This is a genomic window from Sphaerospermopsis torques-reginae ITEP-024 (assembly GCF_019598945.1).
Lineage (GTDB): Bacteria > Cyanobacteriota > Cyanobacteriia > Cyanobacteriales > Nostocaceae > Sphaerospermopsis.
Genome location: NZ_CP080598.1, coordinates 1,782,037 through 1,795,711, shown reverse-complemented (window position 1 = coordinate 1,795,711; position 13,675 = coordinate 1,782,037). Strand labels below are relative to the sequence as shown.

The window sequence follows — 13,675 nt, the reverse complement described above, 5'->3', positions numbered from 1 at the left end:
TATACTCGTTTCCTTTTTTAATTATGCGTTCCCTTTGCTTTTTGCAATGATGGCCTCAGCCACGTTGCGAGGCACTTCATCGTAGTTGCTAAACTCCATTGAAAAGATACCACGACCTTGAGTTTTTGACCGGATATCAGTAGCGTAGCCAAACATTTCTGCCAATGGTACTTTAGCTGTTACTTTAGCTAAACCATCTTCAGATCCCATACCTTCGATTTGCCCGCGACGAGAGTTGAGATCACCCATAACATCACCAAGGAAGTTTTCTGGGACTTCAACTTCTACTTTCATCATCGGCTCTAACAATACGGGTGAAGCCTTTGTTACAGCTTCTTTCATCGCCATTGAACCAGCGATTTTAAATGCCATTTCTGAAGAGTCTACGTCGTGGTAAGAACCATCTACTAAAGTGGCTTTAACGTCAATGAGTGGATATCCGGCTAATACACCAGATTCACAACATTCTTTCATTCCTTGTTCAGCAGGTCCTACGTACTCTTTAGGTACTGAACCACCGACAATTTTAGAAACGAATTCAAAACCTGAACCTGGTTTACCTGGTTCTAAGTCAATCACAACGTGACCGTATTGCCCCTTACCACCGCTTTGGCGGATAAACTTACCTTCAATTTTGTTGACAGCTTTGCGAATGGTTTCCCGGTAAGCTACCTGGGGCGCACCCACGTTGGCTTCTACCTTGAATTCCCGTAACATCCGGTCTACAAGAATTTCCAGGTGTAGTTCTCCCATCCCGGCAATCACTGTTTGGTTGGTTTCTGGATCAACACTGACGCGGAAAGTTGGGTCTTCTTCGGACAGAGCTTGTAGTGCTTTGGATAGCTTATCCATGTCATTCTTGGTTTTGGGTTCAACCGCTACCGAGATGACAGGTTCAGGAATAAACAAGGATTCTAGAATTACTGCTGAGCCTTCATCACATAGAGTGTCACCAGTCAAGGTGTCTTTCAATCCTACTGCTGCGCCTAAGTCACCAGCCCGTAGTTCTTCAACGTCTTGACGTTCGTCTGCTTTCAAAACGACCAGGCGAGAGATACGTTCTTTCTTGCCTTTGGTAGCGTTGAGGACGTAGCTACCTTTTTTCAGCACACCAGAATAAACGCGAATAAAGGTCAGACGACCGTAGGGGTCTGCCATAATCTTGAAGGCTAAAGCTGACAAGGGTTCATTATCATCAGCCTTGCGTTCTACAGTGTCCCCACTGGGCAATGTACCTTGAATTGCTGGTACGTCAATTGGTGCTGGCAGGTAATCTACGACTGCATCCAGCATCAACTGCACGCCTTTGTTTTTGAATGCTGAACCACAAAGCACAGGTACAATTGTTCCAGCAATTGTTCCTTTACGCAGTGCAGTACGGATTTCCGCTTCTGTAAGTTCTTCTCCCTCGAAGTACTTATTCATCAGTTCGTCATCAGTTTCCGATACTGCTTCTATCAACGCAGTGCGATATTCTGCTGCTTTGTCTTGCAATTCGGCAGGAATTTCTGTTTCCTGAATATCCGTTCCTTGGTCGTTTGTGTACATATACGCACACATCCGTACCAAATCAACAATACCCTTAAAATCACTTTCGCTACCGATGGGCAGTTGAATGGCAATGGCATTTGCTCTCAGGCGATCGCGCATTTGCTCATGAACTCTATAAAAGTTCGCTCCTGTGCGATCCATCTTGTTGATGAAGGCAATGCGAGGTACTTTGTAGCGGTCAGCTTGCCGCCATACTGTCTCAGACTGAGGTTGAACACCACCAACGGAACAAAAGACAGCTATTACACCATCTAACACCCGCATGGAACGTTCAACTTCAATTGTGAAGTCCACGTGACCGGGAGTGTCAATAATGTTAATTTGATGATCTTTCCAACTGGTACTGATCGCAGCAGCAGTGATGGTAATTCCCCGCTCCCGCTCCTGTTCCATCCAGTCTGTTACTGCTGTTCCTTCGTGAACTTCACCAATTTTATGAATTATCCCAGAGTAAAATAATATTCTCTCTGTTGTTGTCGTTTTTCCCGCATCTATATGCGCCGCAATACCGATATTGCGTACTTTCTCTAGCGGGTTTGTGCGTGCCACAGTTACCTCCTATAATTTAGGACTCATGATATCTTGTATATTACTCTTTGTTAAGATTCTATACTTTTACGGAAAACCGTCTTGGGCAGAAAGTTGACGATATACCGCTAATTTTTTGGCGATATATCGTTGCTCCATTTAGTAACGGTAGTGTGCAAATGCTTTGTTTGCTTCCGCCATACGGTGCGTTTCTTCGCGCTTACGAATGGAACTCCCTGTTTCATTCGCAGCGTCCATTAATTCATTTGCTAGTCTACTAGCCATTGTGCGTCCTGGTCTAGACCGGGAAAATTGTACTAACCAGCGCAATGCTAGGGTAGTACCACGATCTGAACGGACTTCCATTGGTACTTGATAAGTCGCACCACCTACTCTTCGAGCTTTTACTTCTACCAGAGGTGTAGCGTTACGGACTGCTCTTTCAAATGTTTCTAGAGCATTGCCACCAGTCCGTTCTTCAATGGTTTTTAAAGCATCATAAACAATCCTGGCAGCAAGGGATTTTTTTCCATGACGCATTACCCGCCGCATCATCATGCTAACTAGGCGACTATTATAAACTGAGTCAGGCGGAACAGGCCGCCTTTGACTTACTCCACGACGAGACATACTTAATCCTTGAATTGGGAATTTGGCAACGAAATTATATGCTATCAGAACTTATGAACCTATCAGGAGTGTGAATAGCTGGTTAGATTTCCTTAAATTTTTGGTTCTAACTGCCATTTAAGAATCAATCAGTTAAACCGCTAACACTCTACCAGACACACAAGACGACAACATTACTAACTTCAATATTTACATCAAAGCGCCGGCATGGCTTATATTAGTCTGATTGTAAACCTTGACAATCGCGCCTGAGTGCAGGTTACAAATTTATTCTTTAATCCAGATTAATCCAGAAGAGACCGCTAGATTCTTTTGCTGATGAGGCTTGAGGATAGACGATTAATCGTTTGCTTGATTAGGATGCGATTAATCGCCTATGTCCTATTTTTTAGCTTCTTTTGGGCGCTTTGTTCCATACTTGGAACGTCCTTGTTTCCGGTCTTTAACTCCGGCTGTGTCTAGTGTACCGCGAATGATGTGATATCTCACACCAGGTAAGTCTTTTACCCGACCACCACGGATCATGACCACAGAGTGTTCTTGCAAGTTATGGCCAATGCCTGGAATGTAAGCTGTAACCTCAAATCCAGATGTTAGCCTTACCCGCGCTACTTTGCGAAGGGCTGAGTTGGGTTTTTTTGGTGTAGTTGTATATACTCTGGTACAAACTCCTCGGCGTTGAGGACATTGTTTCAGAGCCGGAGATTTGGTCTTTTGACGCGCTAGTTCGCGTTCACTACGTATTAATTGCTGAATTGTTGGCATGAGTGACAGCGCGTGAAGCTGCTTATGTTCTATTTTAACAAATCCTGATTATAGCGTTTTTTGTGTTTTTACGTCAATTATTTTTTGAGGAGGCAGGAGGCAGGAGGCAGAAGGCAGGGAGCAGGAGGCAGGAGTTATGTATTTTGGATTTTGGATGCAAGGATTTTGGATTGTTTTTGTCAACTCCAATCTAAAATCTAAAATCTAAAATTTTCTTCCCCAGTCACCAGTCACCAGCCACGAGTCGCCAGTCACCAGTCGCCAGTCCCCTGTCCTATGACATAGAAAAAGAATTACCACAGCTACAGGTAGAAATGGCTATGGGGTTGTAGAAGCGAAAACCTCCACCCATAAGATCCTCTGAATAGTCCAGGGTCAAACCGTTAATATATTTGATGCTTTCTTTGTCTATGACTAATTGAATATTATTCACGTCAAAAACCTGATCTTCAACTTTAACCGCTTCATCAAAGTAAATATCGTATAACCAACCCGAACAGCCACCTGGTTTCACCTGCAAGCGAAACAAGATATTTGGCTGTTGTTTGGATTTTAATCGCTCCATCTCATTGGTAGCTGCTGGACTTAATTGAATCATGGAATTTTTGTAGCAATCAGAAAACCCATATTCAATATTACAGGAGTTCAGGAGGCAGGAGGCAGGAGTTATGTATTTTGGATTTTGGATGCAAGGATTTTGGATTGTTTTTGTCAACTCCAATCTAAAATCTAAAATCTAAAATCTAAAATTTTCTTCCCCAGTCACCAGTCACCAGTCATTTATCACTACGAGCGTAGTCATCTTGGTAGCGAATAATATCATCTTCTCCTAAATATTCGCCGTTTTGAACTTCTATCAAAACCAAGGGAATAACACCCGGATTTTCTAAACGATGAACTGTACATTGTGGTACGTAGGTTGATTGATTGTTACTGAGTAAAATTTCACTCTCACCACACACGACTTTAGCAGTACCGGAAACAACTATCCAGTGTTCACTGCGGTGATGGTGCATTTGCAAACTGAGGCGATGTCCTGGTTTAACTTCAATACGTTTAATTTTATAACCTTTACCTTCTTCTAAAACTGTAAACGAACCCCAAGGACGCATTTCACTGGCTGCTATGCCTTTTGTGCTAATGCTTGCACTTAAAGACAGTGTATTATTTGTGACTTTTTCATTAAGTTGAGCCATAATGACCTCGTTGTACAATGTACAAAATTTTAAGATTCTTAATATTTAGTGAAAAAATTTAATGAACTCTTTTAAAAATAAAATTAATCCATTAATTTCACTGTTATTACCATAGCAAAGATAACTCTGATCAAGTACCCTTTGATTATTCAAAATCAGCTTTCTACATTAACTCTTCATGAATAAAATATTAACTTGTTCTCAACTTTAAATATGAACAAATCTATTACCCAGGGGCAAAATGTGAATGCAAAACTAAATAATATCTTTTAAGAAATATTTAAGCAATATTTAAGAAATATTATTGAAAATTTTGCATTTTTTATCTGGGATTGAGTGTTACCTATTGTTAATAAAGATACCTATACCGTTATGAACGCGGGCAGCTGTATTGGGTGAACGATCCAGTAATTGCCCTCCCAAGTATAAACTGGTGGAACTGCCTCCGTCGAGGTTGAGGGCGTTTACACAACCCATAGTTTGCATTAATTGGGCGTGTTCTGCTAGGGTGGGTCCGGGTCCTCCGGCGCGGTTGTGGACGGCTGCTATGATTAAATTACCTGTGCTGGTGGTACAAATAGCACTGCGGGCGGCTCTTTCGATGATGAAGGCGTTACTAAATTTTTCACTTTGAGCATCAAGAACTATTTGACGATTTTGGATTAAAAGCGGACCTGCGCCGATAATGTGGGGGTAACGGTTAAAGTTAGCAGAGTTGGTGGAACTGGTAATGTTAACTTTTGTGCCAATAGGTAGTTTTGCGGCGTTGCTGGTAGCTGTACCCCGTAAGGTGAGGAGGTAGCCATTTTGGGGGATGGTAACAGATGTGACACCTGCTTTTCCTCCTGGTGTTTGGTTGGTGATTTGGTTATTTTGAACTGTGATAATAATTTCGTTATCTAGTAAGGGTGTGTAAGTTTGTCCCCAGGTGGGTGTATATCTTGCTATGCCATTTTGTACGTAGGCACTGTTAAGAAAGAGTATGGGTAGGGTTTGGTTATTGCTGGTGTTTAAAGTTTCGTTTAAGGTGAGACGACCAAAATAAAATTCTCCGTTGTTATTCCAGGCGATCGCACCTCTATTAAGTATGGGTCCTGATAACCATTGATTATCCCGACGGACTGCACCTAAAGGTAATTTATTATTGCGGTTAAAATAGCCACCATTAATTCCTGCTATCGCTAAATCCCTTTGTGCTGTTTGTATTAAGGGTGCTATACCTGTTTGACTTTCCAGATTGGAAGTTATTGGTTTTAATGTTAACCCAGCTTGACGGGGGTTAATTTCTAACCAAACGACGGGAAACCTATCCTGACCAACATTTATAAATCTTTGTTGCCAGCGTAATCCCTTAGTCCAGGTAATATCCTTTGTTACTAAAGCATCTGGGATAATATCAACGACTAAACGATTAGGGTTAGCTAGGGTGGTAATTTGGGGAGATGAACCAAAGGGAACACTGAGAGTAATCCTAGTTTGATTATTAGTTTGATTATTTACTGTTTCTACTTTTTGAATCAGTGCGTTTGGGTTGAGTGTGGTGGTTGGGGGTTGGGGTGGATAACGTTGAATTAAGCTACTATCGGCCGTACTATCTAGGGTGATGATCCATTCTCGGTTGGGTGATCCTGGGGGTACAGCACTGGGATTTTGCGGATCTGGTGATTTTCTGATAGTTTGACCTGGTGTAGCTCTCCAAGGTGTGGGACGATCTAAGTCTATAACTAGGCGATCACCTGTAGGCCGTTTTCCTAAACGAAGATTATTAATTTTTGCAGCAGGGGTAGAAATCATTAGCTGATTTCCGTTAACTTGGATCTGCCAGCCGTTGATTTGGGCAAAATTAGAAATATCTAAATAACGATATCCAGGAGAAAATATAGCTTTGAGGGTGGGAGATGATTGAGAAAACCAGTCTATTGGTTGTAATTCAGGATTGGTGGTATTTAATAAATCTATTCCTATTAATTGTCGAAGTGCGCCATCACTGACATAAGTTACAGTTCCAGATGTTCCTGGTTGTTGTCTCCAAGCACCTGTTAAGGTTCTACCATTGAGAACTATTTGATTACCTGATGATGGTGTTGGTACTTGAGAAACCACCAGGGGGCGAGGTTGAAAACGGATGGGAGATAGTTGAGCGTTAGTAGTATCAGCAACAGTAAAACTAAGTGCTGTTACTAGGATTGAAGACACAGAGTAAAGGAAAAACCGCAGTTTGTTCATTTCGAGTATGAGCATTTTTACTATTTTAGGGGAATAGGGAATAGGAGTTCAGGAGTTCAGGAGTTCAGAAGGTAAATATTTATTCCCAGTCATCAGTCACCAGTCACCAATCACCAGTCACCAATCACCAATTATCAGGGAATCTTAAAAAATTGTAATTTTCTTGGTCAATAAAGGTGATAATATTTATGTTCCCTATCTATACTATTGAAAAACCCATTCACCAATCATCCTGCTAATCATCCCCCTAAAATTACCAACACCCACAGTTCTCAATAATACATACAAATTAGATATTGCTAGAACTTCTCAGAAAAACACAAAATAAAAGAAGCTCAAAGTAGATTTGAGCAGGTTTCACATCACGGCATATAGTGCTATATTTTGTAATACACTGTGCCTGTTGCTGCAAAAGGATAGTCTCTGCTTGAAAAAAAGCAGTACATCCCGTTGATATTAAATCTCAGGTAAGTCCCAAATGATGATCCTGAAAAAAGACTAGATCAGGCTAAACGGGGATAAAAAGCAATTAGCTTCACTATCTAAAAATAAACGTAATGTCAGGTAAAGCAGATTATTTAGATCAAGGTACTTTTTCTAAGAGTGCGGTGCATAAACACTTAAAAAAATAACGCGGCTATTTTAACATGGGTGAGCAGAAATGTAAACCTCAAGTTAAAATTTTTTTTCCCTAATTTTCCCTTAACTTTTCGTGATTATGTATTTTGCGATCGCTAAATCTTAGATTTTTTTTCTTTGCAGTAGCAACAGTTGTCACATTCATAACTCAGAAATTTCACGATTATTTCAGGAATAAAATATGAGTCATCAATCATTAAATCAGGATCAAAACATCACAATGAAAAATACGGAAAATACTGAAACTTATTTAGGACAAAGATGGTTGGTTGAAGAACGGGATGCTTGTGGTGTAGGCTTTATTGCCCATCGCTGCAATATTGCCAACCATGAAATTTTGGCGAAAGCTTTAGATGCTCTGACTTGTTTAGAACATCGGGGTGGATGTAGTGCGGATCAAGACTCTGGAGATGGGGCGGGTATTTTGACGGCTATTCCTTGGGAATTGTTGCAACAAGAAGGATTTAATGTTGCTAACACTGGTAATATGGCTGTAGGAATGATCTTCTTACCCCAAGATCAGGAATCCGCCAAAAAAGTTAAAGAAATATTTGAACAAGTAGCAAAAGAAGAAAATTTAACTGTACTAGGTTGGCGTAAAGTTCCTGTACGTCCAGAGGTTTTAGGGATACAAGCAAGAGAAAACCAACCTTACATAGAACAGGTTTTCCTGAGTTCTGCTGATAAAAGTGGTGATGAACTAGAACGGGAAATGTATCTTACCCGTCGTCGTGTGGTGAAAGCGGCGAAAAATATTTCTGATGAGTTTTATGTCTGCTCCCTTTCTAGCCGTACCATTGTTTATAAAGGTATGGTGCGATCGGCGGTATTGGGAGACTTTTATCAAGATTTAAAGAATCCAGCTTTTAAATGTTCCTTTGCTGTTTATCATCGTCGTTTTAGTACCAACACCATGCCCAAGTGGCCTTTAGCTCAACCCATGCGGTTACTAGGCCACAATGGAGAAATTAACACTCTGTTGGGTAACATTAATTGGATGATGGCGCGGGAAGCTACTTTAGATCATCGGATTTGGAAAGGACGCGCTGAAGAATTCAAACCTTTGGTAAATACTGAAAGTAGCGATTCTGCGACTCTTGATAACGTTTTAGAATTGTTGGTGCGTTCAGGCCGCAGTCCTTTGGAAGCTTTAATGATGATGGTTCCAGAGGCTTACAAAAATCAACCTTCTTTAAAAGATCATCCTGAAATCGTTGATTTCTATGAATATTACAGTGGTTTACAGGAAGCTTGGGATGGTCCGGCGCTGTTAGTATTCAGTGATGGTAAAAGAGTTGGTGCGACTTTAGATAGAAATGGTTTAAGACCAGCGCGTTATGTCATTACCAGTGATGACTATATCGTAGTTGCTTCGGAAGCGGGTGTAGTTGATTTCCCAGAAACCAGTATTATCGAAAAAGGTAGACTCGGACCAGGACAAATGATTGCTGTAGATTTAAACAGCAATGAAATTTTGAAGAACTGGGAAATTAAACAACGTATTGCTAAGTTACATCCTTACGGCGATTGGTTGCAAAAATACCGTCAAGAGTTGCAAGATTTGGTAAAACCATCAGCTAATGGAAATGGTAACGGTAATGGTCATTATGTAACTGAAAGTTTTGAAATCCCCGATAAACAAACTTTACTGCAACAACAGATCGCTTTTGGTTACACTAGCGAAGATGCAGAAATGATTATTCAGCCGATGGCGAATACTGGTGCTGAACCGACTTTCTCTATGGGTGATGATATTCCTTTGGCGGTTTTATCAGAAAAACCCCATCTGCTGTACAACTACTTTAAACAACGTTTTGCCCAGGTAACAAACCCACCTATTGATCCGTTACGGGAAAAATTGGTAATGTCTTTGACGGTGGAACTGGGTGAAAGAGGTAATTTATTAGATCCGCAACCAGAACACGCGAGAAGATTAAAGTTAGATTCGCCTGTTTTGACTGATGCTGAGTTAGAAGCGATTAAATTATCTGGTTTTGGCACTGCTGAGTTATCAACTCTGTTTTCTATCAATGCTGGTCCTGATGGGTTAAAAGCGGCGGTAGAATCTTTACAAAAACAAGCTGCTGAGTCGGTGCGGGCTGGTGCGAAAATTTTAATCTTGAGTGATAAGATTGCCCCCAATGGTGAAAAAGGCATCAGTGCTGATTTTACTTATATTCCGCCTTTGTTGGCTGTGGGTGCAGTTCATCACTATTTGATCCGCGAAGGTGTGCGGATGAAGACTTCTTTAGTTGTGCATACCGCCCAATGTTGGAGTACACACCATTTTGCGTGTTTGTTGGGCTATGGTGCGGGTGCGGTTTGCCCTTATATGGCTTTGGATACGGTACGTGACTGGTGGGCTGATCCGAAAACCCAACAGTTCAGGGAACGGGGTAAGCTGAATAATATTACTCTGGATCAGGCGATCGCTAATTATCGTCAGGCTGTAGAATCAGGTTTGTTGAAAATTCTCTCAAAAATGGGAATTTCGCTGCTTTCTAGCTATCAAGCGGCGCAAATCTTTGAGGCGATCGGTATTGGTGGCGATTTGTTAAATTTAGCTTTCCGGGGGACTACTTCCCGCATTGGTGGTTTAAGTTGTGCTGAACTGGCTCAAGAAGTGCTTTCTTTCCACAGTAAAGCTTTCCCAGATTTGTCTGCTAAGAAGTTGGAAAATCTGGGCTTTGTCCAGTATCGTCCCGGTGGTGAATATCACAGTAATAGCCCGGAACTGGTGAAGGCGCTGCATAAAGCTGTGGATGGTAAGCAGTATGACCATTATGAAGTTTATAAACAGCATCTAAAAAGCAGACCTGCAACCGCTTTAAGAGATTTATTGGATTTTGTCAGCGATCGCCCTTCTATTCCTCTTGAAGAAGTAGAGTCTGTCAGCGAAATCGCTCAACGCTTCTGTACTGGTGGTATGTCTTTAGGTGCTTTATCACGGGAAGCACATGAAACTTTAGCGATCGCCATGAACCGCATCGGTGGTAAATCTAACTCTGGTGAAGGTGGAGAAGATCCAGTTCGTTACAATGTGTTAAATGATGTTGACGAAAACGGACATTCACCCACTCTGCCCCATTTAAACGGTTTGAGAAATGGTGATACTGCTTCCAGTGCCATCAAACAAGTCGCTTCCGGTCGTTTTGGTGTGACTCCTGGATATTTAGCCAGTGCTAAACAGATCGAAATCAAAATTGCTCAAGGTGCAAAACCCGGTGAAGGTGGACAGTTACCAGGTCCAAAGGTTAGCCCTTATATTGCCATGTTGCGCCGTTCTAAACCCGGTGTAACTTTAATTTCACCCCCTCCCCATCATGATATTTACTCAATTGAAGATTTGGCGCAGTTAATTTTTGACCTGCATCAAATTAACCCGAAAGCCCAAGTTTCCGTGAAGTTGGTGGCGGAAATCGGTATTGGTACTATTGCTGCTGGTGTAGCAAAAGCTAACGCTGATATTATCCAAATTTCCGGTCATGATGGCGGTACTGGTGCATCTCCTCTGAGTTCTATTAAACACGCTGGTAGTCCGTGGGAATTTGGATTATCAGAAGTGCATCGGGTGTTAATGGATAATGGATTGCGCGATCGCGTGATTCTTAGAGTTGATGGCGGTTTAAAGAGTGGTTGGGATGTCCTAATCGCTGCTTTAATGGGTGCGGAAGAGTTCGGTTTTGGTTCTATTGCCATGATCGCCGAAGGTTGTATTATGGCGCGGGTGTGTCATTTAAACACCTGTCCCAAAGGTGTAGCAACTCAGAAAGAAGAACTGCGTCTACGCTTTACAGGTATTCCTGATCATGTTGTTAACTTCTTCTACTTCATCGCGGAAGAAGTGCGGAGTCTGTTAGCGAAACTGGGTTATCGTTCTTTAACCGAGTTAACAGGTAGGGCGGATCTTTTAACCGTGCGTTCTGATTTGCAGTTGACAAAAACCCAATCTGTGAATTTAGATTGTTTAACTAAGTTGCCAGATGCTAAATCCAATCGTAGCTGGTTGAACCATGAAGAAGTTCACAGCAATGGACCGGTTTTAGATGATCAGTTCTTAGCGGATGCAGAAATTCAAGCAACCATCAAAAATCAAGCTACTGTCACCAAGACTTACAAAGTTGTGAATACTGATAGAACCGTAGGATCAAGGTTAGCGGGTGCTATTGCTTCTCAATACGGTGATAGTGGTTTTGAAGGACAAATTAACTTGAACTTCCAAGGTAGCGTCGGACAAAGCTTTGGGGCGTTTATCTTACCTGGTTTAACCTTAACCTTACATGGGGAAGCTAACGACTATGTAGGTAAGGGGATGCACGGTGGGGAGATTATTATTAAACCACCCGCAGATGCGACTTATAACTCAGCCGAAAATGTGATTGTTGGGAATACCTGTCTTTATGGTGCAACTGGTGGGGTGTTGTTCGCTAGAGGTTTAGCGGGTGAACGCTTTGCAGTGCGTAATTCTAAAGGTACGGCAGTTATTGAAGGGGCTGGTGATCACTGCTGCGAATATATGACCGGTGGTGTGGTTGTGGTGCTGGGTAAAGTCGGCCGCAACGTGGGTGCTGGGATGACTGGAGGGTTAGGTTACTTCTTAGATGAAGATGGTTCTTTCCCTGAGTTGGTGAATAAGACCATTGTGAAAATCCAGCGTGTAGCAACGGAAGCTGGTGAGAAACAACTCTATGACTTGATTAAAGCTCATGGAGATCGCACTGGTTCACCAAAAGCGCAGTTAATTTTACAGAACTGGTCAGAGTATTTACCGAAGTTCTGGCAAGTTGTACCACCTTCAGAAGCAGATAGTCCAGAAGCTAATGTGGAAGCTGAAAAGGCTGGTAAACAGTTGAGTTCTGTGTAGTAGGTGACTGGGGACAGGTGACAGGTGACAGTAAGAAGGGAATAGGGAACAGATTTTTTTCTTCTGCCTCCTGACTCCTGACTCCTGCCTCAAGAGGGCAACCACGGGGGGTTTGCCCCTACTACTTCTTATTAGCCGCTAACTGTTGCTGCTGATCTTGCATTTCCAAGAGTTCGGGAACAGTAACAAATTTATAGCCTTGTTTGCGGAATCTACTGATAATTTCTGGTAAGGCTTGGACGGTGTGAGTGCGATCGCCTCCACCGTCGTGCATTAACACAATACCCCCTGGTTTTGCGGTTTTGAATATATTGTTAATCAGTCTAGGTACAGCAGGACGGGAATAGTCTATAGAGTCAGATGACCACATAATAATTGCATACTTATTATTTCTGGCGTAGGATACGACACCATTAGTCATAATTCCACCAGGTGGACGAAATAAACCGGATTTCACCCCTGTAGTTTTAAAAATAATATCTGTGGTATTGGCAACTTCATAAGCTGCGGTTTGCGGGTTCATGTGATGATACCAGTGATGCCAGGTATGATTAGCAATAGAATGGCCTTCAGCAACTATACGTCTAGTTAAATCAGGATAATTTTTTACATTTTGCCCAACGACAAAAAATGTACCTTGAATATTATTTTTTTTGAGAATATCTAGAACCTGGGCAGTGCTTTTTGGCCAGGGACCATCATCAAAAGTTAGTGCAATTACTTTTTGATCTGGGGGAAGTGTAGCAGCTTTTATTGTTACCCCTTGAAAGCGTGATGGTACATCAGTGATAATACCTTTTGCCTGTGCTTCCTTTTGCCAGGTAGTGAGCATTGCAGCCTTAAATTTTTCAATCCGTTGCTGAGTGACTGTATTAGCAGCAATTTCATTGAAATTGATACGCTGGTTATTTTGAGCTTCAGAGGTATTTGCCCTCACAAGCATCATTAACCCAATACCCAAAGTACCAGTTAAACACAGCAATACAATCAATATTCCCTGCGGCCAAAAAAATGACTTGTTGTTTTCCACTGCATAGCTCCTTCAAGGGTTGAACCGTCGCTCACGTTGATGACGGTAGTTTATAACATATTTTTTTTCTAGATGTTAGATACTTAGTTATCTACTAGAAATCATCAAAACTGCAATGGTAACTTATAGAAGTTCCGAAATTACGGTGAAATTTACCATTCAGTTATTTCCTTAAGTATGGAATCTGTGACTTTTTTACTTTTGTCCACATCGAAGGGTAATAAATTAATGATTATTCCACATAAC

Annotated in this window: 8 protein-coding genes; 1 reads left to right on the top strand and 7 read right to left on the bottom strand. The window is 41.7% G+C overall.

Translation table 11 applies throughout. The features are described 5' to 3' along the window. Window positions 1-21: 21 nt before the first annotated feature. The 6 genes from fusA to K2F26_RS08240 form a co-directional block, all read right to left on the bottom strand. A complete protein-coding gene (fusA, locus tag K2F26_RS08265) occupies window positions 22-2,100 on the bottom strand; it encodes an elongation factor G (RefSeq protein WP_220611072.1) in 2,079 nt (692 codons plus the stop codon). Between the two features lie 138 nt (window positions 2,101-2,238). Then, complete coding sequence (rpsG, locus tag K2F26_RS08260; protein ID WP_220611071.1) at window positions 2,239-2,709, bottom strand: 30S ribosomal protein S7; 471 nt, start codon at window positions 2,707-2,709, stop codon at window positions 2,239-2,241. 381 nt (window positions 2,710-3,090) lie between these two features. Further along, the gene (gene rpsL / locus K2F26_RS08255) at window positions 3,091-3,474 is read right to left on the bottom strand and encodes a 30S ribosomal protein S12 (RefSeq protein WP_096570169.1); all 384 of its coding nucleotides are present in this window, start codon (window positions 3,472-3,474) and stop codon (window positions 3,091-3,093) included. 274 nt (window positions 3,475-3,748) lie between these two features. Continuing rightward, entirely contained in the window at window positions 3,749-4,072 is a 324-nt protein-coding gene (locus K2F26_RS08250; RefSeq protein ID WP_220611070.1) for a HesB/IscA family protein, read from the bottom strand. A 178-nt stretch (window positions 4,073-4,250) separates the two neighbouring features. Further along, window positions 4,251-4,670, bottom strand: coding sequence for a cupin domain-containing protein (locus tag K2F26_RS08245; RefSeq protein WP_194054805.1), 420 nt, complete (start codon window positions 4,668-4,670; stop codon window positions 4,251-4,253). Between the two features lie 339 nt (window positions 4,671-5,009). Then, on the bottom strand, window positions 5,010-6,911 hold the full coding sequence (locus K2F26_RS08240; RefSeq protein ID WP_220611069.1) for a phosphodiester glycosidase family protein: 1,902 nt from the start codon (window positions 6,909-6,911) through the stop codon (window positions 5,010-5,012). 805 nt (window positions 6,912-7,716) lie between these two features. Between K2F26_RS08240 and K2F26_RS08235 the strand changes: the two genes are divergently transcribed. Then, window positions 7,717-12,399 carry a glutamate synthase-related protein gene (locus K2F26_RS08235; protein ID WP_220611068.1) on the top strand — a complete coding sequence of 1,561 codons (4,683 nt, stop codon included), beginning with the start codon at window positions 7,717-7,719 and terminating at the stop codon, window positions 12,397-12,399. 121 nt (window positions 12,400-12,520) lie between these two features. Here the strand turns inward: K2F26_RS08235 and K2F26_RS08230 are convergent, their stop codons facing one another. Next, window positions 12,521-13,429, bottom strand: coding sequence for a polysaccharide deacetylase family protein (locus K2F26_RS08230; RefSeq protein WP_220611067.1), 909 nt, complete (start codon window positions 13,427-13,429; stop codon window positions 12,521-12,523). Window positions 13,430-13,675: the final 246 nt, after the last annotated feature.

Bases quoted from the DNA above. Each gene is read 5' to 3' on its own strand.
- rpsG (WP_220611071.1), bottom strand. From the start codon at position 2,709: ATGTCTCGTCGTGGAGTAAGTCAAAGGCGGCCTGTTCCGCCTGACTCA.
- rpsL (WP_096570169.1), bottom strand. From the start codon at position 3,474: ATGCCAACAATTCAGCAATTAATACGTAGTGAACGCGAACTAGCGCGT.
- K2F26_RS08250 (WP_220611070.1), bottom strand. From the start codon at position 4,072: ATGATTCAATTAAGTCCAGCAGCTACCAATGAGATGGAGCGATTAAAA.
- K2F26_RS08245 (WP_194054805.1), bottom strand. From the start codon at position 4,670: ATGGCTCAACTTAATGAAAAAGTCACAAATAATACACTGTCTTTAAGT.
- K2F26_RS08240 (WP_220611069.1), bottom strand. From the start codon at position 6,911: ATGCTCATACTCGAAATGAACAAACTGCGGTTTTTCCTTTACTCTGTG.
- K2F26_RS08235 (WP_220611068.1), top strand. From the start codon at position 7,717: ATGAGTCATCAATCATTAAATCAGGATCAAAACATCACAATGAAAAAT.